The organism is Aurantibacter crassamenti, from assembly GCF_016811105.1.
GTDB lineage: Bacteria > Bacteroidota > Bacteroidia > Flavobacteriales > Flavobacteriaceae > Aurantibacter_A > Aurantibacter_A crassamenti.
Genome location: NZ_JAFBGM010000001.1, coordinates 423,151 through 447,321, shown reverse-complemented (window position 1 = coordinate 447,321; position 24,171 = coordinate 423,151). Strand labels below are relative to the sequence as shown.

The window sequence follows — 24,171 nt, the reverse complement described above, 5'->3', positions numbered from 1 at the left end:
AAAAAAAGGCTTTACAAATTTGTCAAGCCTTTTTTTAAGTTAATATTGAATTTTTATCTATATATAGTCATGTGACCAACGAATTCACGGTCGTCATTTGGTCCATTTAGTTTAATTGTATACCAATAATCTCCGGTTGGTAAATCTACTTTTTTATAAGATCCATCCCATTCACCCATGCCAATATATTGTTTTATTTGTCTACCGTATCTATCATATATTGTTACAAGCATATTTGGGAAACCTTCTGAGTTTCTTATTACCCAAGTATCACGAACACCATCACCATCTGGGGTAAAAAAGTTTGGTATTTCAATATCGATGAATTCTAAGTATACGTCAATTGAAGTTTCACAACCTTTGCCATCAACTACTCTTACGTTATAAGTGTCAGTATGGTTTATGTGGTAAATTCCTTCTTGACTAGAATGATTGTCAAAATAATAGGTATAATTACCATCACCACCTGTTGCTTCAACTTTTATTTCATTGATACCACCTTGTTGATTTGTCAACACTAATGGATTTGGTACTTCTATTACAATGTTTTCAAGGCGTTCAATACATCCGCCAGAATGTAAAATACTAATGTAATGTGTACCTGGAGCAATATTCTCAAACACCGGACTTTCTTGAGATGAATTAACATCTTCAGAGTCTAAAGCATACATGACATCAGATGCAATTGTATCATCTTCAACTGTTACCGTTGTTATGTTGACCGGTTGACCATCTCTACACTCAGAAATAGTTTCAAAAGTTGCTGTTAAGTCTGCACCTACCTCAATTTCTTGTAATACATTTTCAGTACAACTATTGGCATCTCGGATATAGACTATGTAAGCACCTCCGTCTAAATTGTCGATTACTAAAGCATTTGGATTACTAACTGGACTAAATGACCCGCTACTGTTTTGTAAACTGTACTCATATGGAGCGGTACCGCCAGTAATCTGTAATTCAATAAGACCATTATCATCACTAGAACAAAGCTCATCTTCAACTCTCGTGATTGTAACTGCTAAAGCTTCAGTAGGTCCAGTAATAACTATTGGTACTTCAACATCACAACCATTTGCATCTTGAACTATTACTGTATAACTGCCTACGTCAAGATTCTCAAAGAAATTGGTGTCAAGTGTTTTTTGAGGGTCAGATGATAAAGTATAACTATACGGTGTTACACCACCAGTAACTGTTATAGTAGCATTACCATCAGCTTGACCAAAACATTGAACATTTCGTTGATCAGATAAGGTCGCTCTCAATAATGGAGGTTCAATTATGTTGATATTTTCTGAAATGTCTACACAATCAATGCCGCTTAAAGCTCTAATTCGATACGTGCCTGAACCAAGATTTTCAAATATACCAGATGTTTGAGCGGGTACTAATACAGTGCCTGAGCCATCTTGTAATTCGTAACTGTAATCACCTAAACCACCAGTGGCTTCTGCAATTAATACAGCATCCATCTCACCGAAACAGTTGATAATTGTGTTTGTTGCATCTACAGTAACTTCTAATGGTTCTACTACATTTATGGTGCGAATTACCGATATTGGAGATTCACATAAGTTTAATGGATCGGCATCGCGTGCTATAAATTCATAGGTGTCCGGACCTAAGGTGTCGAATACATTATTGGTTGTCCAAGCGCTCATAACTGGAGAAATCATACGATATTCATAAATTCCCGAACCACCAGTCGCTGATAATGTGATTTCACCTAAATTAGGTGTACAACTTGGTTCTTGGGTAATTGCTCCATTAACAGATACTTCGGCTGGATCAATTAAGTCTATAGTAGCTGTAGTTACATCGCAGCCTCTGCCATCAGTAACGGTTACTGAATATTGGCCTTCAACTAGATTGCTAAACACGTTGCCACTTTGTGGAACACTGCTAACACCATCTATTATATTATTTAAAATATAAGAGAAATTTGTATGACCGTTACCAAATTCTCTTGTAGCATTAACTGTAATGGTTCCGTTTGTCAATCCGCTACACGTAGGGTTTGTACTTGCCTCGGTAGTTACAATTGCGTCTATCGTAGGTATTGTAATAACTTGCATAACATTATCACACCCACCTGAATCTCTTAGAGTAAGTTCATAATTTATACCTGAATTAAGACCATTGAATACATTGTTTGGATCAAATGATTGAATAGGAGTGCCAGGGTTTGCAGGATCAACTAACTCAAATTCATAACCTGACCATCCGCCAACTGGTGTTGCTGTAATTTGAGCATCACTACCTGGAACACAACTCAAAGTTTGCGTAGTTTCATAAGTGAAATCAAGAGCCTCACTTGGTGATTGTATTGTTATGTAGTTGGATTGTGCCTCGCATTTGGGTGCATCGGTTGCATCAACTACCACAAAGAAAGTGTCTGCACCTAATATATTTGTGCTGACCGTGCCCATTGAAGTATTTGTTGAGCCACTTAATACAGGGGTTACAAGATCATTTGTGTTATAAATGTCATAATCGTAATTACCTGAATAACCTGTAACAGTAAATTCTAAACCACCATCTGTTGCTGTAAAGCAAGTAATATCGTTCAGTTTAGTTGAAGACACTTCAATAGTTTCAAAAGGAGCTACAGAATAGGTTACTTGTGCAGTACATCCCGTTGCAGTATCCGTTAATTCATATACGTAAGTACCTGGATTTCCTGCCGGAATGGTAATAGTGCCATGTCCGGTTCCATTTATAAGATTTCCTGAAGGAAGTTCTCTTGTTTCATAATTAGGTATTCCACTGCCATCTGCTCCAACTACATTGAAGACTGCATCATCATCACAATCCATTGGTTGTGTCTCTGAAATAGTTGCAGTTACTTTTGTGGCTGCAGGAATGGTGGTTGTAGTTTGATCTGTACAACCATTAGCATCAATAACATCTATTGTTATAATTTGTGCTGTATTGGTATATGCTATTTCAAATGAATTAGTAGTGTTGAAACTACTACCATTAAAACTATAATTATGCGGAGCTGTACCTGTTGGTGTTCCAGTTCCATTATCGACAGTCGCCGTAATTGTAGCCATACCTAGTCCATTATCTGTTGTACATGTAAATGGTGAAACAGTAGGTGGGTCTAGTACTAATACCGAAGGTTCTGTTAAGGTTTGTGTCGGTAAAATTTGAATACAATTTTTAGAAGAACGTACACTTATGTCTGTGTATACTCCAGGTGCCAAATTATCAAATACATTAGGTGCTTGATATGTAATACCATCTAAACTATATTCATAGGTAACATCTAAATTTTCTGAAGATGGAGCTTGAGAAACGACTATTTTTCCATCATCGGCGCCATTGCAAGTAATATTTTCAATGGAATCAATAACAAAGTCTGGTTGAATAGGAGCATCAATAGTCACCCCTGTTACAGTCTGAACTGGACAACCTGATTGATTATCTGTAATTCTAAAATCGTACGGAGTTGAATGTGTAAGTCCGGTGAACACTCCGGTATTATTTATTTCGCTATTATCTAATCGTTCAAAAGTATAATCCAATGATCCTCCATAAACAGTAATGGTTACTTCACCACTATTTGGTGGGCTACAAGGTTCTAATTCTGTTACTTTAGCCGAAGTCACCATTTGAGGGTAAATGAAGATATTTTCGGTCACGGAACATCCTTTCTCATCTTTTACCTCTAAAATATGATTACCAGGACCAAGCCTTCTCGTTGATGAAGTAGTTACTACACCATCCCATATATAGGATGGAGCTCCATTAATTGGATTTGTACCCTGATTAGAGAGTGTAACTACAATATCATAAAGTTCGTTTGTAGAAGTACATCTGTTTGTAACATCTACAGTGTCTATTACTGGTTCATCGTCATAAGTAATAGTAATCGGTGTGTCCAATGCTGCAATACAACCACCGCCATCTCGTACAAATACTTGGTAAACATTACGATCGCCATCATATGCTGTTGGATTTACTGTCGCAAAAGTATTAGCTCCCCAAGAAGCTGCTGGAATTAAAGTAGGGTCTGGATAATCACTTGCTACAACGTATGCATATTCATATTCGTGCCAACCGGTTTGATCTAACTTGTTTCTTACGTTGAAATAAGCTTGATCATCCCAACCTCCTTTAGCAGTTACGGCAATTTGCGCCCCATAGTTACAACTAGCGGATACATACTGGTCAAGTTCCAACTTTAAGCGAGTTTTAGGTCTATATATTAAAAACCTATTACCTGATTTACAACCAGATTCAGTTTCTATTTCTACGACATACCAAGCTACTCTAAGGTTTGGTACTTCAAATTCTATGGTGCTTGCTCCTGAAGTTGGTACCGTATGTGTGCCATTTTGACGATAACTAGGTATAGATCCTGAAGTTTGACCGTAATCACTTGAATGTTTTATCGACCATTTTATAGTTGTATTACCATCAGCACCAGAAAAATCACTATCACCATTGACATCTGTCACACCTGTATCGTCTGCTCCGGTAACTGAGAACCTAACTCTACCATCACTACCTGAATAACAAGATAAACTTTGTGGAGTAGAAACAACATCAATAGCATTATTTGGAGCCTCTGGGGCATGTACAATTCCTAAGCTTCTACTTCTTTGACATCCTGTCGCTTCATCAAGAATGACTATCGAATATTGAACTCCAAAAAGTAGCCCACTTATTCTTAAATCTCTTTCATACAAACCTATATCTGTATCCTCACCATAGGCTTCGTTTTGACCAACGGTTCCTGAAATTGGAGAATTTGGCACTTCAAAACTACGCCATGCTGGAGGGTTATCTTCATCATAAGGCCATATACGATAATTAAACGGGCCTACAAGACCTGTTGGATCCCCCACTTCTACCTCAAAGGTAGCACCATTTGCACATGATTGATCTAAATCTGTTTCAGCTTTTTGAATCCAAGGTAGTGGTGGTTGTGTTATTTCAAATAAATCAGATTCGTAAATACACCCTTTTTCATCTTCAATTATTACATAAAACCAATGAGCCCATGTCATCCTAATATCAAAACCATCTGCATGAGCAGGAAGAGACATGTCTACATTTTCATAATTTCTATAGGTCCATTCTCTAGCAGTGCCTGCGGCATGAGCAGCAGGATCGCTTACTCTAATTAATTTAATATTAAGTAAACCGGCAGCATTTTGTATATTATCTATCTTTGTGTTACCCCAAATATTACCTCCAGGAGGAACAACTGGGTTACAACTAATGTCAGTTTTTGTTACATCGGCAGTGATTGCATCTTCGGCACCAACTATAGCAACTTGGTTAAGAATCTCACAACCTAATGCATCGCGAACCGAGTAATTATAATTTGTGGCATCTAAGCCATTATATAAAGTTTGTGGAGAAAAAGGACTTCCGTCAAAACTATATGTAAATGGAGGTGTACCTCCATGTGCAATTAATTCAACAGAACCAGTACCTTCTTTACCACAAGCCGTATTAGAAATATTAGTTGATACTGTCATGGCTGGTGATGCTGTAACCTCAACAGGGTCTGTTATGAACAAACAACCTTTTGCGTCAGTAACTTCAAATGTGAATGTACCTGCGACAGAAGTTGCAAATGGCATTGCTGTTGGATTATATCCAGATCCAGAATCTACCCTATATGTATATGGTGGATATCCTTCTTCTGGAACTACTGTAATATTAGCATCAGGATTAGAACCACACCCTAACGGTTTAGTAATACTGCCTAAAGCAAATAGTTGCCCAGAAATATTGGTATCCGCTACAATTGTTTCACAACCATTATTTCCAATTACTTTTACTTCATAGGTGTCAGGCGTTAAATTTGATAAAGTAAATGTGCCTAATACAACAGGTTGTGGTGTTCCATTATTAACTACATAAAAGTATGGAGCATAACCATTATCTGTTACATCTATTTTTAATTCTCCCATTGTGGACGAACTATAGCAGTAATTTGAATTTGCTTGATCTACTATAGAAATTGGACCTCCACGATCTTCTAAATCAAAAGTCGTAGTATCAACTAAACAACCATTTACATCACGTACGTTTACAATATGTGTTCCTACTTGTGTAAGACCAGTGATTGTTTTACTTGATTGAAATGGTGTAAAAGTATTGTCTGGTTGCTCTAAAGTATACGTGTAATTGCCCCAGCCTCCTGAAGCTTCAATAGTTACAGAACCTGGTGTGCCACAATTTAAATGTGCCACATCAATAGAGTCAACGGTAAGTGCAGAAGAAGGAGCAGCTACGGTAACAACTATTGGTTTCGGACAAACGCTTGAAGCATCTGAAATATAAATTGTAAAAGTGTCAGCAGGTAATCCTGTAATTGAATAATTAGAAGTGGTTATGCTAAATGCATCATGACTTCCGGTTGAATTTCCTGCACTATCTTCAACGGTTACACTATATTCTGTATCAAAATTATTTACAGTTAAATCTACTACACCATCAGCTGTACCTGAAGTAAAACAACTTACATTGTTTTTTACAGTAGCTGTCACTTGTGTAGCATTAGGTTCAGGTACGGTGTAGTTTCTAACGATTACACAGCCATCATCACCTGTGACTTCAAAAGTATAGGTATTTGGAGGTAATGAAAGAAAAGTATCATCAGGTGTATTAACAACACTCGGAGCCGTAATTCTATATGTAAATGGAGATGTCCCACCTTGTACAACTATTTGAACATCAGTTTCGCCTGTACTACAATCAATATCACTTGTTAAAAAAGTAAGGTCTGATAGGTTGGAACCTGCATTTACAGTTTGATTTACAGTTGAAGTACAACCATTAACATCTCTAACAGTAATTGTATAATCACCAGCTCCTAATCCTGTGAAATCACTTGATGTTTGAAAAGTAACACCATTGGTACTGTATTCAAAAGGGGCAGTGCCTCCTGAAGTTACACTTGTAGCAATAGTAGCGGATCCACTTGAGCAATCAATTTGTTGGGTTACAGATGCTGAAACAATAAATGCAGGACTCGTATTAATTGTAACATCACCATGAACTAAATCACAAGAGCTTCCAGCTTTTTGTTTTTTGATAACAATATTATAGGTGCCACTTGCTAGGTTACTAAATACATTTGAGGTTTGAAATGTACTACCCCCGTCATTACTAAAGGTCGTTGAATATCCTTGAGAATTAGTTACATCCAACGAAATGCTTCCATCGTCGTTTCCATTACAGGTAATGTTTTTTGAATTAAGGGTATATATAATTTCAGGTTCTACAACCACATTAACTGGTGCAGAATCGACCTCACAGCCATTTGTATCTCTAACAGTGATGGTGTAATTTCCGGACGTAGTAACCGGTATTGTAGTTTGATTGCCTGAAGCGAAAGCCGTAAAAGTTGCACTTCCATTGACACTATATTCATATGGGGCAGTGCCACCTGTTTGCGTAACTGAAATTATTCCGTCTGTACAATCAATATTTTTTGTTACAACTGCACTTGGTTGAACCGCGTTAAATGGTGGTAACGTCTGAGTTGCTGTCCATGTGCAACTTAAATTGTTAGAGAGTCTTATTTCAATATCATAGGTTCCTGCATCCAAGTTGTTGAACGTATAAGTACTACTTGAAACAGGACCTGAAGAGTTTACTAAACTTCCACCTTGACTAATTTCGTAAATATAGGTTGATGATGCGTCGTTAATGTCTATTTGAATACCACCTTTAGAATTATTACACGTAATTGGTAAAAGAGTAGATGAGGCGTCAATACTATTATTGTTTACTTGGATGTCATTAACTTCAAATAAACAACCACCAGTGAAATTTTTTCTTCTAAGTTGTACATCATATGAATTTACATTGGCAATTGAGAATACATTTGAGTCTTGCCATGTAGCACCACTATTAATACTAAATTCATAAGTTGAAGGTACATTGTTAATAGTAATACTACCAGGGCTGCTACAATCAATGTCAGAGACAACAGCACTAGGGTTTAGACCATTTGAGTATACATTGAAGTAATATCTTTCTACACTATTATCATTATACTGAACATAAATTCGGTATTCACCACTCTCTGTTGTAGTGTATTGTGTATTCGTGCTTAATTGGGTCCATGAACAAGTGGGTGAAGTACTTGGGCAGTTTGGCTGAGAAGCAGTACAGCTACCTTCTTGCAGTTTTGACCAAATAATCTGTTTAAAATTTGAAATACTTGCAGTAAGTAGGCGCTCATCACTGGCACCGCATAAATAAATTTCATGTACCTCACTACCATCATTACCGCAAATTACTACATTGTCTGAGATGCCAGAAAGTGGGTGAGTAGGAAGAACTATTTCTTCCTCAATATTTGCATTATCAGCTATTATGTTGGCTGATTTAGGTAATACATATGCAAACAAAGATGATACTGCTAAGGCGAGAATTATGAACACTCTAAGCCTGTTACTGCCTGTAAATATTTTTGGCGAAGTCATAAGTAGGTCTTTTCTTTAGTTGGTTAAAAGCGGTGATCGTTTGGCGATTTCACACACTTTTGGCTTTGAAATAACGTGATAAAGGGCGTTTTATTATATATTGAAATGGTTGAACACGAGGTAAAAACAAGTGAATTTGCCTAAATACTTACTAAGAATTTATATCTATTTGCTGATTAACATAATTTTCTTGCAAACTGCACATAATTAAATGCTTGTAAAATGGTTGTGGTCAAAGCCTGAAAACAGGCTAAAATCGCTAAATTTGCGGCTATAAATAGCAATTGAATTTAGCTGATGGAATATACTACCTTACAACATACTGATATTGAAGTAAGTAAAATTTGTTTAGGTACAATGACTTGGGGTCGACAAAATACCGAAGCGGAAGGTCATGAACAAATGGATTATGCAGTTGATCAAGGAATTAATTTTTTTGATACAGCTGAATTATATCCCATACCTGCACATCCGGATAGATATGCCGATACAGAAAAAATAATTGGTACTTGGTTTAAGAAAAATGGCAATAGAGATAAAATTGTTTTAGCTTCTAAAATTGCTGGAAAAGCAGATTTTACAAAATTCATTCGTGAAATTGGGTTTACCAGAGAAACTGTGACAAATGCCGTAGAATTAAGCTTGAAACGTTTACAAACTGATTACATTGATCTTTACCAACTGCATTGGCCAGATCGAAACACAAACTTTTTCGGTAAACGTGGTTTTGAATATGACTTAAGTGATCATTGGAAAGACAATATTCATCAATTATTAGAAACTTTCCGTGATTTAATTCAAGAAGGAAAAATTAGACAAGTAGGTCTGTCAAATGAGACTCCATGGGGGTTGATGCGTTTTTTAGAAGAAAGTAAAGTACATGCTTCTTTGCCAAGAACAGTAACCATTCAAAACCCGTATAGTCTTTTAAATCGTCAGTTTGAAGTAGGACTTTCAGAAATATCAATTCGTGAGAAAGTTGGTCTTTTAGCATATTCACCTTTGGGATTTGGCACATTGACAGGTAAATATTTAGGAGGGATGAAGCCAGCAACATCAAGAATCACATTATTTCCTAATTATACAAGATATAGTAACGAAACATCAGTAAAAGCCACAGAAAAGTATCATAAATTAGCTCAAGAAAATAATCTATCCATGGCTCAAATGGCTTTGGCTTTTGTAAATACTAGGCCATTTGTGACAAGCAATATTATTGGGGCGACTACTATGGATCAACTCAAAGAAAATATTGCTAGTATTGATGTAAAACTAAGTGATGAGGTTCTTGCTGGAATTGAAGCAATACACGATGAATTTCCTAACCCAGCACCTTAAAATATTTATATGATTGCACTTAAAATTGGTTTTTGGCAGGTAGCATTAATAATTGCTGTAATCATAATTATTATGGTGTTTGCACGCATTATGCGTGATAAACGTTAGCCGAATAATGAACTCACAACATCTTCAATTTTTGTCGCCATTAATACTTCAATTTTTGGAGATTTTAGTGTTATTTTATTGTTTTTGGAGACATAAATAGTTGTAAATCCTAATTTTTCAGCTTCTAAAATACGTTGGTCAATACGTTGTACAGGTCTTATTTCTCCGGCTAAACCTACTTCTGCAGCAAAACAAACTCCTTTCTCAATTGAAATATCTGAATTGCTAGAGAGAATAGCAGCAATTACTGCTAAATCTATTGCTGGATCATCTACTGAAATGCCGCCAGTAATATTTAAAAAGACATCTTTTGCACCAAGTTTGAATCCGGCTCGTTTTTCAAGAACTGCTAAAAGCATATTGAGTCGTTTTGCATTGTACCCTGTTGTAGAACGTTGTGGCGTTCCGTAAACAGCTGTACTTACTAATGCTTGTATTTCAATCATTAGCGGACGCATGCCTTCAACTGTTGACGCAATAGCAGTGCCACTTAAACCTGCATCATTTTTTGAAATTAATATTTCTGAGGGGTTATTCACTTGTCTTAATCCGCCCCCTTGCATTTCATAAATACCTAATTCTGAAGTTGATCCAAAACGATTTTTTAATGCCCTTAAAATTCGATAAACATAATTTCTATCGCCTTCAAATTGTAGCACAGTATCAACCATATGCTCTAAAATTTTAGGCCCTGCAATAGATCCGTCTTTTGTAATATGACCGATTAGAATAACCGGTGTGTTAGTTTCTTTTGCAAATTTTATTAATTCAGCGGTACATTCTCGAACTTGCGAAATGCTTCCTGCTGCCGATTCAATAGCGTTTGTGTGTAAGGTTTGTATAGAATCAATTACTACAATATCAGGTTCTGTGGCAACAATTTGTTGAAATATATTCTGAGTTTTTGTTTCCGTTAGAATAAAACAATTGTCACTTTCTGGATGAATGCGATCTGCTCGCATCTTTATCTGCTTTTGACTTTCTTCGCCAGAAACATATAATGTTTTATAGGGTAATTTTAAAGCAATTTGTAATAATAGGGTGCTTTTTCCAACGCCAGGTTCGCCTCCTAAAAGTACTAGTGCGCCAGGTACTAATCCGCCACCCAAAACCCGATTAAATTCTAAATCAAACGTGTTGAGTCTGATTTCTTTCTCAGTACTAATTTCATTTATACGAAGTGGTTTCGCAGCTTTTTTAAGTGGACTAGTTTCTGTTTCCCAACTTGATTTTTCTGCTTTTTGAATTACTTCTTCAACAACAGTATTCCATTCTTTACAGGCTGTACATTGCCCTACCCATTTGGCGTGTTGGGTGCCACAGTTTTGGCAGAAAAAAGCTGTTTTAGTTTTGGCCATTATCCTAGTTGAGGTTTATGGCGAAGATAAAGCAAACTTTAAAATGTTGGAAGTGTTATTAATTAAAGGGTTATCTATTTTACTCCTATAAATGGAGTTGTTTAGTACCCAAAATCGGCTTTAAGTGCGTCAATTTTTTCTAAGGCCATTTCTTTGGTTAAGAAATCAATTTCAGCCATACCAAAAGCTTTTTCAAAGGTACGTAGTGCCTTTTTTGGCTCACCCATTTGCTCAAAATACTCACCTTCAAAGTAAAATCCGAGCATTGTTTCTGGGTATTCTTTTTTACAAAGTTCAGATAATGGCTTTAATGAATCATAATCTTCTTTCTTACGAATACCTGCATAAACAGCCATAAGGTCATTTAAGTTTACATCTTTTTTAAATCCGAAAAGATCTTCAATATTTTTATACTTAGTTGCTAAGTAATCAAATACTGGTTCGTCTGAAGTTAATAATTGAGTTTTGTATTCTTTTGGACTAATTGGCTTGAACATTGCGAATATATTATCGAATGCTTTGCCTATGCCATACGTAGCAACAGAAATGTGATCTGCACCATCATATTGGTAGAAATTGTAATGCAATGTTTCTTTATCTATGGCTTTAATAGCTTTGTCCATTGCTAAAATACGTGACGTATTCTTGTTTTTTTCACCTTCTAAAATTAATTGATAGAAGATTTGTTTGTCAAAGGATCCAAGTCTTGCAGGAACTCTTGTTTCCATTTCTGGCGCAAGATCTGGACTTATATTAATATAGGCATTAAATAAAGAGTGTTCTTTAAAAAGCCAATAGTTCATGAAGTTTGCAGTAATATCGTACCCAACTACCATTTTAAATGGAGCAGTATTGAAGTTTAAATCTAGGTAAGGTATTATTTCCATACCAAGAAATTCGAAAAACTTTTTTGCTTTTTCGGTAGGCAGGCCGCTATCTGGCTCAAAAGCACAATCATCAAGTCTTATTTGATTTTGACTTTGTTCAATACCAACAACAATACTTTGTGGCATGCCGTGAAATCTGCTATAGAATTTTGTATTTGCCACAACTTGGTCAAAAAGATATTCACCATCTAAAACCAAAATTAAAGGGTACTTTTTGGCTTCATCATAATCTTCAGGAAAATAGTACTTGACGTCTCGTCTTTCTTGTAATTTAAAAGATTCAAAGATTTCTACTTTTACTTGAGCACTCATGCCAAGACATAGAAAGAATGTGAAAAGTATGGATAAACGTTTCATGTAATCAGATTTGGCCAGTTTGTAGTTGTCTAGCGGTTTCTGTTCAATAACGGTAAAATGAGAAAAGATATTGCCCCAAAAATCACTATCATTAGGGTTTGAGATGTCCACATAATCCATCCAAAGGCATCACCAGAGATATTACTAATTCCGAAAATGGCTAACGCTTTACTGACTGCTATTGGGTATAGACCAATACCGCCATTGGTGAACATCATTGCTAATGCTCCGGCAACAAAAGCAACCATAAGTTGACTTAATGAAAGGACAATAGTTTCAGCAACTGTAAATTTAATAACCCAGAGCATGCCAATATAGCATCCCCATATAAAAAAAGTATGTAGAATAAAAGGCCATTTGTTTTTCATTTTAAAGATACTTAGCACACCTTCCATTAGGCCAGTTACAAAGTCTTTAATTTTTATGGCAAATTGATGTTTTGATTTTTTAATGAATAGCGTAAAGATTGCTAAACCGACTAGCCCCATTGTTAGTAATAGGATGATTTTGTTTAAGGGAAACCCAATTTCTTGTAGATAACCCAAGATGATATCGGTATGTAATAAAAAAGTAATTGCAATTATAGAGAACAACATGAGTACGTCAATGACCCGTTCTGTGACAATGGTGCCGAATCCCTTTTCAACGGGCACACCCTCATAAGTTGCTAAAGCAGGTGCTCTAAGTAAGTCTCCCATTCTTGGCACCCCTAAATTTGCGAAGTACGACATTAAAATTATGAGAACATTATTACTTAACCTCGGTTGATAACCTAAGGGTTTAAGTAAGTAATTCCATCTTACTGCCCTAGATACATGGCCTAAAATGCCAAGTGCCATAGAAATGCCGACCCAGAATAAATCGGCCTGTTTGATATAATACAAAATTTGTTGCCTATCTGAAGGCGAAGTTGAATTGTACCAATACCAAACAAAAAAAACTCCCAATGCAATTGGGAGTATCGTTTTTAATATCCTTTTTAGTTGTTTGTTCAAGTTATTCTAAAAGGTTTGTCTCTTCATTTGGAAAAACTAAAGACGGATTAAATTTCTTTGCCTCTTCAATGTCCATACGTGCATAGGTGAATAAAATTAAAACATCACCTTTAGCTACTTTTCTAGCAGCCGCACCATTAAGGGTAATTTCTCCACTTTTACGTGGGCCAGGTATAGCATAGGTTTCTAATCGTTCACCATTTGTATTGTTGACTACCTGAACCTTTTCACCTTTCACTATGTTAGCAGCGTCCATCAAGTCTTCGTCAATGGTTATGCTGCCAATATAGTCAAGGTCTGCACCAGTAACTTTTACTCTATGTATTTTTGATTTTACGACTTCTATTTGCATTGTAAAGTTAATTAATTTGATTCAATTCAGTTCAAAACTATATTGTCGATAAGCCGAATTCCTTCAGCATAAACTGCAATAAACAACATGTATTTTGTTTTGGGCTTTTTTCGTTTTGTTAGCTTAAGTGTTGATGCTTCTGCAATGTTAAGATATTCTAGGTCTAAATCTGGGTGCTTTTCAAATTGTTTCTTTCCCCAAGCTAAGACTTTATTGGCGCTCATTTTCTCAAATTTATTTTTTGCCTCAGATAAAGTGCTATGAATAAAAGATGCTTCATCTCGCATTTTTTTTGAGAGCCTTTCGTTTCTAGAACTTCTAGCCAACCCGTTTTCTTCTCTCACTATTGGGCAGCCAATAATTTCGACAGGTATTTTTTTAAGCGCGACTAGATTTTTGATAATTAACAGCTGTTGAAAATCTTTTTCGCCAAAATAAGCCTTGGTGGGTTCAACGAGATTGAGAAATTTTTCAACAATGGTAGCGACGCCATTATAATGTCCTTCTCTAAAGGCTCCTTCCATTACTTGGTCTAATCCTTTAAAGTCATATGTTTCTGAATATTGACCATCTGGGTAAATATTTGAAACACTGGGTGCAAAAATAATTATTTCATCAGATATTTGCTTTAAAAGTTCAATATCAGCGTCTAGAGTTCTCGGATATTTCTCAAGATCGTCGTTATTATCGAATTGTGTTGGATTCACAAATACACTTACAACGGTTATTGCGTTTTCATCAAAAGCTTTTTTTACCAATGACATATGCCCTTCATGTAAAGCACCCATAGTGGGCACTAAGCCTACTCCAGATGAAGTGTCAAGCCCAGAAAGAAGTGATTTGAGTTCGTTTTTTGTTCTAACTATTTTCACTATTTATATTTAAAAGCGCGCAAACTTACTACAATTAAGGCTAATCGGCATAATTTTCGTAATTTTGCAATTCCTTTTGAACGAATTTCAAAATACAATTTTTATGAATGGCAAAAAGATATTATTCGTATCTTCTGAATTAGTACCCTATCTTCCGCAGAACGAAGTTTCCCTTATGTCTTATGAAACTCCAAGAATGGTCAACAGCAATGGAGGCCAAATTCGGATTTTCATGCCGCGTTATGGTAATATTAATGAAAGAAGACATCAACTTCATGAAGTTATTCGTCTTTCAGGAATGAATTTAGTTATTAATGACATGGATATGCCTTTAATAATTAAAGTAGCTTCTATACCTAAAGAGCGCATACAAGTATATTTTATTGATAACGATGAATATTTTAAGCGTAAAGCTACATTTACTGACCCTGATGGAAATCTATTTAAAGATAACGATCAGCGAGCAATATTCTTTGCTAAAGGTGTTGTAGAAACGGTTAAAAAATTGAATTGGACACCAGATATAATTCATGTTCATGGATGGTTGGCGTCTCTTTTGCCACTTTATCTCAGAAAGTTTTATGCCGATGAACCACTTTTTGCTGATAGCAAAATTGTTACCTCTATTTATGGTAAAGGTTTTGATGGTGAATTAGATGGTGATATGATTAAGAAGGTAGCCTATGATGGTATACCGGAAGAGAATATTAAAGCTCTTGCTAAACCTGACTATAATAATTTGTTAAAAGTAGCTGTAGATTATTCAGATGCGGTTATTTTAGCAGCGGAAGAAATTCCAGAAGATTTGCAAAAGCATATTACCAACCTTCAAAAACCAGTGTTACCATATGTCACTTTGCAAGAGTTCGAAGAGGCGTATGCGAATTTTTATAACACCGAAGTTTTAAAATAATTTAAATGAACTTTTTGAAGAGAATTAAACTTCCCGTTTACGCGGGATTTTTACTGGTTGCCATTTTGTGTTCTTGTACAGAAGAACCAACAACTATTGGTGCAACTGTGATTGGTAGTAAACCTTTCAGTACAAGTATTGCTACATATAATGTAAAGGCCTTCAATAAAAAAATTGAAGCCGTTCAGACAAATAAACTACCAATATATCAATTGGGCGTTTTTAACGACCCAGTTTATGGTAAAACAGTTGCTACAATTAACAGTCAAGTTCAATTGTCAACTGCAAACCCAAGTTTTGGTATTTATACCCAAAATACTGAAGACACCAATAGTGATGCAATTCCTGAAAATGAAACTATTGATAGTGTAGTTGTTTATCTGCCGTATCAATTAAATCAGTTGGATTCTGATGCAGATGGAGTTCCAGATTCTGCAGAAGTAGGTGATGATATTTTAGATGCAACCAATGATAGCGACAATGATGGAATTTCGAATGTTCAAGAAACTTCAAACGGTACAAATCCTCAAAATCCAGACACTGATGGTGATGGAATACCAGATGGTACTGATGATTCTTTAGACGTACTTGGTTTTGCTGAAACTTTTGAATTAGATAGTATTTATGGTAATCGTTCGCAATCCTTTAAATTAAAAGTAGAAAGGTCAACATATTACTTGCGTGATCTAGATCCAAATACTGACTATCAAGAAGCCCAGGAATATTATTCAAATCAAGAATTTTCACCAACTTTTACTGAAGAAGTCCTTTTTGAAGGTGATTATTTGATTGATAATAAAGAATATATATTACCTGGTGAAGAAGATGATCCCGATACTGAAGAAAATGAAGCTACAGTAACTAAAGTTGCTCCAGGCATACGTGTTAAGTTAGATCCTATTGGAGTAGATTATTTTCAAACTAACATTCTTGATAAGGAAGGTAGTACGGAGTTATTTAGTGCTGCAAACTTTAAAGATTTTTTTAGAGGAATTAACATATCTGTTACTCCGTCAGATTCAGAACTACTTTTTCTACTGAATCTTGCTAATGCGCGTATTGAGGTCTATTATCATTATGATCGTATTGTAGATGCTGATACTACTGAAGAATTGACTGCTTCATTCAATCTGTCACTTGTTACATCAACTTCTGGTAATGCTGTTAATACTTTTATCAATGATGATTATCCTTCAGAAATAAGTAATACGATGTTCTCTGAAGAAAATGCTTCAAGACTTTATTTAAAGGGTGGATCAGGTACTTATGCAGAAATACAATTATTTGAAGATGAGTCTGAAATTAATGAAATAAAGGCTAAGAATTGGATAATTAATGAGGCTAATCTTGTTTTTTATGTAGACCAAGATGCTGTTGCAAGTATAGAAAATGAACCGCCTAGGCTTTATATGTTTAATGCAGAAACCAATGCGCCTTTGTTTAATGTTGCCACTGAATATAGTACAGAAGATACGCCTCTTGAGGTTTATTTGAATTATGATGGGCTTATAGAAAAATCAGGTGAGAAAGGCGTGAAATACACGGTTAATATTACCAATCATTTAAATAATATCATTGTTAGAGATTCTGTAAATGCAACTTTAGGTATTCAAGTGCCAGCCGATGTAAGAATAACAGCTGCTCGTAATGTAATACTTGCTAATGGTACTGAGATGGAGTTACCTGTATCTTCTGTTTTAACGCCATTAAGTACGGTGCTTTACGGTAGTAATGTTACAGCTGCTGAGGATGATATGAAATTAAAACTTCAAATATTTTATACCGAAACGAACTAGAATTTTATCTTTTGTTTTTGTAATATTTTAAACCATACTGCTTGTATTCGTTATTTTTGGAGTTGCATATACCACTTGTCGATATTTTACGTTCTATTGCTATAAAAGGATATCGAAATTTAGTCTTTATCTAAAATTTGTAATTAAAAATTTTCGAACTAAGAAAATAGATTTATATGTGTGGAATTGTAGGTTATATTGGCCATAGAGATGCTTATCCAATTGTAATTAAAGGACTTCAACGTCTTGAATATAGAGGGTATGATAGTGCTGGTATTGCGCTTTATGATGGTGCATCTGTAAATCTTTGTAAAACTAAAGGCAAAGTTGAAGATTTAAAGAAAAAAGCCAAAAGTGAGATTTCACTAAGTGGTAATTTAGGTATTGGTCATACACGTTGGGCTACACATGGTGTGCCAAATGATGTAAACTCTCATCCACATTATTCAAATTCAGGTGATTTGGTCATTATTCATAATGGCATTATTGAGAATTATGAGTCTATTAAAAAAGAACTTATTAAGAGAGGGTATACTTTTGAATCTGATACAGATACCGAAGTATTGGTAAACCTAATTGAAGAGGTAAAATTAAAAGAAAATGTAATGTTGGGTCAAGCGGTTCAAATTGCATTGAATGAAGTGGTTGGTGCATACGCCATAGCGGTTTTTGATAAAAAAAAGCCAGATGAAATAGTTGTTGCCAAATTAGGAAGCCCTTTGGCTATCGGAATTGGAGATAATGAATTTTTTATTGCTTCTGATGCTTCCCCATTTATTGAATTTACCAACAATGCTATATATCTTGAAGATGAAGAAATGGCAATTATACGTTTGGGTAAAGAGATAAAATTAAGAAAGATTAAGAATGACGCGGTTGCTTATCCAAACATTCTAGAACTTCAAATGAATATTGAAGAAATTGAAAAAGGTGGTTTTGATCACTTTATGTTGAAGGAAATTTATGAGCAACCTAGAGCAATTTTAGACACATATAGAGGTCGATTACTTGCCAAGCAGGGTATTGTAAAAATGGCTGGTATTGATCAACATTTAGATAAGTTTTTAAATGCAAATAGAATTATTATTGTTGCATGTGGTACTTCTTGGCACGCGGGGTTAGTTGCAGAATATATATTTGAAAACCTTGCACGTATACCTGTTGAGGTAGAATATGCTTCTGAGTTTAGATATAGAAACCCAATAATCACTGAGAATGATGTAGTTATTGCTATTTCGCAATCGGGTGAAACTGCAGATACGCTTGCTGCAATAAAATTGGCTAAAGAAAATGGAGCTTTTGTATTCGGAGTATGTAATGTGGTTGGGTCTTCAATTGCAAGAGAAACTCATGCCGGTGCATATACGCATGCTGGTCCTGAAATAGGTGTTGCTTCTACCAAGGCTTTTACCACTCAGATAACAGTATTGACTTTGTTAGCTTTAAAATTAGCGAAGGAGAAAGAGTTGTTTACAGATTCACAATTTCATGAATATTTGACTGAACTTGAGACGATACCTTCTAAGGTAGAGAAGGCTTTGGAATCTAATCCACTTATTGAAATAATTGCTGATGTATATAAAGATTCAACGAATTGTCTTTATTTAGGGCGAGGATATAATTTTCCAGTTGCGCTTGAAGGTGCATTGAAGCTAAAAGAAATTAGTTACATTCATGCTGAAGGATATCCTGCGGCTGAAATGAAACACGGACCTATTGCCCTAATAGATGAGCACATGCCAGTATTTGTAATTGCTACGAATAAAGGACACTATGAAAAAGTAGTGAGCAATATTCAAGAAATTAAATCTAGAAAAGGTAAAATTATCGCAATTGTTACAGAAGGTGATGTTCAAGTAAAAGAGCTTGCTGATCACTGTATTGAAATTCCTGAAACATTTGAGTCTTTAACACCATTGCTGACAACAATTCCATTGCAATTATTGTCATATCATATTGCTGTAATGCGAAATTGTAATGTAGATCAGCCAAGAAATCTTGCAAAATCTGTCACTGTCGAGTAAATACAGTATTATCTTACAAATTTGAAGACCCTATTGATAATAGGGTCTTTTTTTATGCTTTTTTTGTGGAATGTTCTATTAAACCAATAGAATTTTGCCAAATAAATACTATGCATGCATAATTTTTTTTCAATTTATGCCTTGTGAATCCGAAAATTAGGTATCTTGCAGGTGACTTAGTAACTAACAAAACGTAAACAAATTATGCGAACAGTATTCTTAGTTCCCCTATTATTTTTTGGGATATTTGCATTTGCTCAAACAACGATATCTGGTACCGTTGTTGATGACAATGGTCAGCCTGTGCCGGGCGCCAATATTGTTATTAGTGGTAAAGCTATTGGTACAACCACTGATTTTGATGGTAATTTCAGCTTGCAGACTGACGAAACACCACCGTTTCAATTAGAAATTACAAGTATCGGTTATTCTGAAACTACAGCTGATGTAACTTCAAGTACTCAGACCTTATCCATTATTATGAATGAGGCTCAAACCTTTTTAGATGAAGTGGTTATTTCGGCCTCACGTACACCTGAACGTATTTTTGAATCTCCGGTTACGGTAGAACGTTTTGGCCTTCAAGAAATTAAAAATACGGCTTCGGCTGATTTTTATGATGGACTTGAAAATTTAAAAGGAGTTGATGTTAATACGAATAGTTTAACATTTAAATCAGTAAACACACGTGGTTTTGCAACCTTCGCTAATAATCGTTTTATGCAATTGGTGGATGGAATGGATAATTCTACCCCAGCATTAAACTTTCCTATTGGTAACCTAGTGGGTATGGTTGAAACTGATGTGCAAAGCGTTGAAATTCTACCCGGTGCATCATCAGCGTTATATGGTGCCAATGCTTTCAATGGTATTTTGTTCATGCGTAGTAAAAATCCTTTTGATTATCAAGGTATAAGTGCTAGTGTTAAACGAGGAATAACCTCTCAAGAAGCCGCTGGTAACAATGCTTACACAGATATTGGCATAAGAGCTGCACATAAATTTAGTGAGAAGTTTGCTGGTAAAGTGAACTTTGGATACTTAAAAGGTACTGATTGGGCTGCAACCAGTGAAGTGGACAAAACTACAGAAGGAGGTACTCGTGCAGACTACAATTATGATGGTATTAATGTCTATGGCGATGAAGTGTCAACAAATATACGGGCTGCTTCCGGATTAGGTGTCATTCCAGATGTAGTTGTTAGTAGAACTGGTTATAACGAGCGTGATTTAACTGATTATAATGCCGAAAGCATTAAGGCTGATTGGGGCTTGTATTATCGTCCTTGGGAAACTGATTTTGAAGTTTCTTATGTGGGTAAAGTAGGTACAGGTAACACAATCTATCAAGGTACAAACAGATATAATATAAAGCAGTTTTTTCAACAACAACACAAAATTGAATTCCGAAACGATAACTTTTTCGTTAGAGGCTACGTCGTAGCAGATAAAGCGGGACAATCTTATGATATGGTTTTTACCGGCATTAATATCAACAGAGCTTGGAAGTCTGATGAAGATTGGTTTGGTGATTATATTCAAACGTATGCTGGTCTATCTTTATCAGGGGCTGATTTAACCGAAGCGCAAAAGCATTCCCAGGCGCGTCAAGTTGCTGATACAGGTCGTTTCGAGCCAGGAACACCTGAGTTTGAAGCTGCTTTTAATAGAAGCGTAAATGATCCAGATTTAACAACAGGGTCTAAGTTTCAAGATGCATCTAAATATTATCATGCAGATGCAAATTATAATTTTAGTCATTTAATTGAAATAGCTGATATTCAAGTAGGCGGCTCTTATAGAAAATATGCTTTAAACTCTTCAGGAAGTATTTATACAGATTATGATGGAACAATTGATTATTCTGAATATGGAATATATACTCAAATTCAAAAAACAATTCCTTTGAAGAATGAAAAATCTTTAAAGTTAACGGGTTCTGCACGGTATGATAAATCTGAATTTTTTGATGGCTTTGTTTCGCCACGAATTTCTGCTGGTTTTACACTAAATAGAAACCATAATATTAGAGCTTCTATTCAAACTGGTTTTCGTAACCCTACCACTCAAGATTTATTTATAGGCCTTGATGCAGGTAGAGCGATTTTGGTTGGATCAGCACCTGATAACTTAGATAGATATTCACGTACCTATCAGATTAGTGAAGAAGGGCAAGCTTTAGGTGTGCCTGAGTCAGTAGTTCAAACAGGTAGAGCCGCTTATGAAAATTCGTATTCTCTTTCTTCTGTTACTTCTTTGGGTCAAACAGGAAATCCAGCTGATTTGCAGATTTCAAATCCAAATTTAATTAAGCCAGAGCAAGTAACGTCTTCAGAGATTGGTTATAGAGGTAAGGTTAGTAAACTAACAATAGATTTTAGTGCTTACTATAATAGGTTTAAAGATTTTATTTCACAAGAAGTAGTGGTTTCTCCTTTATATGGTGCTGTAGGTGACGGAGCATTATCTGTGGCCGCAATTGCAAATGGTGATTATCAAGCGTATAGTTCATATACAAATTCTAAGGCAGATGTAAATTCATATGGTGCGTCCATAGAATTAGGGATGAAAGTTTTGGGTAATTACAATTTATCAGGTAGTTATACTTACTCTAAGTTAGATTTTGAACGTGAATTATATCCTGATTTTACAACGAACTTCAATACGCCAGAACATAAGTTTAAAGCTTCTTTTGGAAATCCTGAAGTGTTTAAGAATGTAGGTTTCAATGTTGCATATAGATTTAGTGACGATTACTATTGGGAAGCTACATTTGGTAATGGTCTAGTGCCTGAATTTCATACAGTTGATGCACAAATCAACTTTAATGTGCCAAAGATAAAATCGACATTTAAAATTGGTGGTACCAATTTAGGAGGTAAAGAATACTTTACTGCGTTCGGAACCGGATTTATTGGCTCAATGTATTATGCATCATGGGTAATTAATAATTAATAATTGCTACAGATGAGAATTGAAAACATAAAAAATAAGACAATGAAATTAAAATATATAGGTGTACTAGGTCTTCTTGTAGGTTTTATTGCCTGCAACGAGCCTGAAGATGTAATACTTGAAGTAGAAGGGCCAGAGATGGTAGAAGTTGAAGCTCCGGCTTTAACAGCTGGTAACGCAGATTTTTCAAATTATGTAGCCGTAGGTGCTTCATTTACTGCTGGTTTTACTGACAATGGATTATTTAAAGCTGCGCAAGAAAATTCCTTTCCAAATATTTTGGCCACGCAAATGTCATTAGCGGGTGGTGGATCTTTTTCGCAACCCTTAATGAGTGATAATGTTGGCGGACTTATTGCAGGTGGGCAATTGGTTTTAAACCCCGTAACTAATGATACATTGTTTAAGCCAAGGTTAGTTTTTGGTGGCGAAACTCCAGTTGATTTAAAAGAACTTATTGGGCCCGTAACACCAACTACAGATTTTGTATTAAATAATCCTACAGGGCCGTTTAATAATTTAGGTGTTCCTGGAGCTAAGAGTTTTCATTTATTAGCACCCGGATTCGGTAACTTGGCTAATTTTCCAGCTGCAGCAAATCCTTATGCTATTCGTTTAACTAGTGGGTCTCCAGATGCTTCAATTATTGAATTAGCTGTTGCTCAAAGTCCAACTTTTTTCACCTTATCTGAAATTGGCGGCAATGATGTGTTGGGTTATGCAACAACGGGTGGTGACGGTACCAACCTAATTACACCTACTGCAACGTTTGATGCTGCTTTAGGTGCATTGGTAGGTGCTTTAACAAGTGGCGGTGCTAAAGGTGCAATTACGAATGTGCCTTATATTACGGATTTACCACATTTTACAACGGTTCCTTTTAATGCTTTAGATCCAAATGATGAAGATAATGGGCCAGCCCTTGTTGCTCAAATACCTACTTTAAATAATGTTTATGGTGCGCTTAATCAAATTTTTGAAGTTTTAGATCCAACACGCGTGATATTATTTTCAGAAACTGAAGCGAATGGTGTTGTGATTTATGATGAAACATTAATTGATTTGTCAGCTCAAATCACTGGAGCATTAAGTATAAGTCCTGCTTTTTCAATTTTTGTACAATCACTTGGATTGCCAGAAGAATCGGTTTCTTTAGTTGCTACATTAATGGGTAATGCATATGGTCAAGCAAGACAAGCAAATGAAAATGACTTGTTGGTTTTACCTAGCAGTTCAATAATAGGAGAGGTAAATAATTTTTCTTATCAAGCGTTATTGAATTTTAATTTACCTCCTGCGTTAGCAGCTCAGTTTTCTGTAGATGGTATAACGCTACCTTTAATTGATAAATGGGTTTTATTGCCTTCTGAACAGGCGGAAATTAAAACCGCTACCGATGCATATAACTCAACTATTAGTTCGGTTGCTTCATCTGCAGGTTTAGCGTTAGTTGATTTGAATAGTATCTTAACTACTGCGTCTACCTCTGGTATTGAGTTTGATGAATTTAACATGACTACTAATTTGGTAACTGGTGGTTTAGTGAGCTTAGATGGCATACATTTAACGGCTAGAGGTTATGCTCTAATGGCGAATAAATTCTTAGCAGCTATAGATGCGACGTATGGTTCAAATTTTATTGCAGCCGGAGCGGTAGCTAAGGCTTATGATTTTCCTACCAACTATTCTCCGACCTTGCAGTAGGTTTTAATTTTTTAAAATAAATAATAATTGGTAGTGCTATAATTTAAAGC

Annotated in this window: 12 protein-coding genes; 6 read left to right on the top strand and 6 right to left on the bottom strand. The window is 35.6% G+C overall.

Features of this window, described 5'->3' with window-relative positions; all coding sequences use genetic code 11:
* Positions 1-53 precede the first annotated feature (53 nt).
* A complete protein-coding gene (locus JQC67_RS01895; RefSeq protein ID WP_203251170.1) occupies positions 54-8,462 on the bottom strand; it encodes a T9SS type B sorting domain-containing protein in 8,409 nt (2,802 codons plus the stop codon).
* 297 nt (positions 8,463-8,759) lie between these two features.
* On the opposite strand from JQC67_RS01895, the gene JQC67_RS01890 reads away from it, so the two are divergent.
* Positions 8,760-9,800, top strand: a complete 1,041-nt coding sequence (locus tag JQC67_RS01890) for an NADP(H)-dependent aldo-keto reductase (RefSeq protein WP_203251169.1) — start codon at positions 8,760-8,762, stop codon at positions 9,798-9,800.
* A 104-nt stretch (positions 9,801-9,904) separates the two neighbouring features.
* Here the strand turns inward: JQC67_RS01890 and radA are convergent, their stop codons facing one another.
* The 5 genes from radA to panC all read right to left on the bottom strand — a co-directional run bounded on the left by radA (position 9,905) and on the right by panC (position 14,729).
* On the bottom strand, positions 9,905-11,266 hold the full coding sequence (gene radA, locus JQC67_RS01885) for a DNA repair protein RadA (RefSeq protein ID WP_203251168.1): 1,362 nt from the start codon (positions 11,264-11,266) through the stop codon (positions 9,905-9,907).
* Positions 11,267-11,367: 101 nt separating this feature from the next.
* A complete protein-coding gene (locus JQC67_RS01880; protein WP_203251167.1) occupies positions 11,368-12,510 on the bottom strand; it encodes an alpha/beta hydrolase in 1,143 nt (380 codons plus the stop codon).
* Between the two features lie 29 nt (positions 12,511-12,539).
* The gene (locus JQC67_RS01875; protein ID WP_203251166.1) at positions 12,540-13,505 is read right to left on the bottom strand and encodes a lysylphosphatidylglycerol synthase transmembrane domain-containing protein; all 966 of its coding nucleotides are present in this window, start codon (positions 13,503-13,505) and stop codon (positions 12,540-12,542) included.
* Position 13,506: 1 nt separating this feature from the next.
* A complete protein-coding gene (panD, locus tag JQC67_RS01870; RefSeq protein WP_203251165.1) occupies positions 13,507-13,857 on the bottom strand; it encodes an aspartate 1-decarboxylase in 351 nt (116 codons plus the stop codon).
* A 26-nt stretch (positions 13,858-13,883) separates the two neighbouring features.
* Positions 13,884-14,729: a pantoate--beta-alanine ligase gene (gene panC, locus JQC67_RS01865; RefSeq protein WP_203251164.1), complete on the bottom strand. Its 846-nt coding sequence runs from the start codon at positions 14,727-14,729 to the stop codon at positions 13,884-13,886.
* 103 nt (positions 14,730-14,832) lie between these two features.
* Here panC and JQC67_RS01860 point away from each other — a divergent pair, with 103 nt between their 5' ends.
* The 5 genes from JQC67_RS01860 to JQC67_RS01840 all read left to right on the top strand — a co-directional run bounded on the left by JQC67_RS01860 (position 14,833) and on the right by JQC67_RS01840 (position 24,121).
* The gene (locus tag JQC67_RS01860) at positions 14,833-15,642 is read left to right on the top strand and encodes a glycogen/starch synthase (RefSeq protein ID WP_203251163.1); all 810 of its coding nucleotides are present in this window, start codon (positions 14,833-14,835) and stop codon (positions 15,640-15,642) included.
* 5 nt (positions 15,643-15,647) lie between these two features.
* Complete coding sequence (locus JQC67_RS01855) at positions 15,648-17,438, top strand: DUF4270 domain-containing protein (protein WP_203251162.1); 1,791 nt, start codon at positions 15,648-15,650, stop codon at positions 17,436-17,438.
* 176 nt (positions 17,439-17,614) lie between these two features.
* Positions 17,615-19,462 (top strand): glutamine--fructose-6-phosphate transaminase (isomerizing), encoded by a 1,848-nt coding sequence (gene glmS / locus JQC67_RS01850; protein WP_203251161.1) that lies wholly within the window; start codon positions 17,615-17,617, stop codon positions 19,460-19,462.
* A 204-nt stretch (positions 19,463-19,666) separates the two neighbouring features.
* Positions 19,667-22,417: a TonB-dependent receptor gene (locus tag JQC67_RS01845; protein WP_203251160.1), complete on the top strand. Its 2,751-nt coding sequence runs from the start codon at positions 19,667-19,669 to the stop codon at positions 22,415-22,417.
* 42 nt (positions 22,418-22,459) lie between these two features.
* Positions 22,460-24,121: an SGNH/GDSL hydrolase family protein gene (locus JQC67_RS01840; protein ID WP_203251159.1), complete on the top strand. Its 1,662-nt coding sequence runs from the start codon at positions 22,460-22,462 to the stop codon at positions 24,119-24,121.
* Positions 24,122-24,171: the final 50 nt, after the last annotated feature.

Coding starts and splice junctions, on each gene's coding strand:
- glmS (WP_203251161.1), top strand. CDS start 17,615: ATGTGTGGAATTGTAGGTTATATTGGCCATAGAGATGCTTATCCAATT.
- radA (WP_203251168.1), bottom strand. CDS start 11,266: ATGGCCAAAACTAAAACAGCTTTTTTCTGCCAAAACTGTGGCACCCAA.
- JQC67_RS01840 (WP_203251159.1), top strand. CDS start 22,460: ATGAAATTAAAATATATAGGTGTACTAGGTCTTCTTGTAGGTTTTATT.
- JQC67_RS01880 (WP_203251167.1), bottom strand. CDS start 12,510: ATGAAACGTTTATCCATACTTTTCACATTCTTTCTATGTCTTGGCATG.
- JQC67_RS01895 (WP_203251170.1), bottom strand. CDS start 8,462: ATGACTTCGCCAAAAATATTTACAGGCAGTAACAGGCTTAGAGTGTTC.
- JQC67_RS01860 (WP_203251163.1), top strand. CDS start 14,833: ATGAATGGCAAAAAGATATTATTCGTATCTTCTGAATTAGTACCCTAT.
- JQC67_RS01845 (WP_203251160.1), top strand. CDS start 19,667: ATGCGAACAGTATTCTTAGTTCCCCTATTATTTTTTGGGATATTTGCA.
- JQC67_RS01855 (WP_203251162.1), top strand. CDS start 15,648: ATGAACTTTTTGAAGAGAATTAAACTTCCCGTTTACGCGGGATTTTTA.
- JQC67_RS01890 (WP_203251169.1), top strand. CDS start 8,760: ATGGAATATACTACCTTACAACATACTGATATTGAAGTAAGTAAAATT.
- panD (WP_203251165.1), bottom strand. CDS start 13,857: ATGCAAATAGAAGTCGTAAAATCAAAAATACATAGAGTAAAAGTTACT.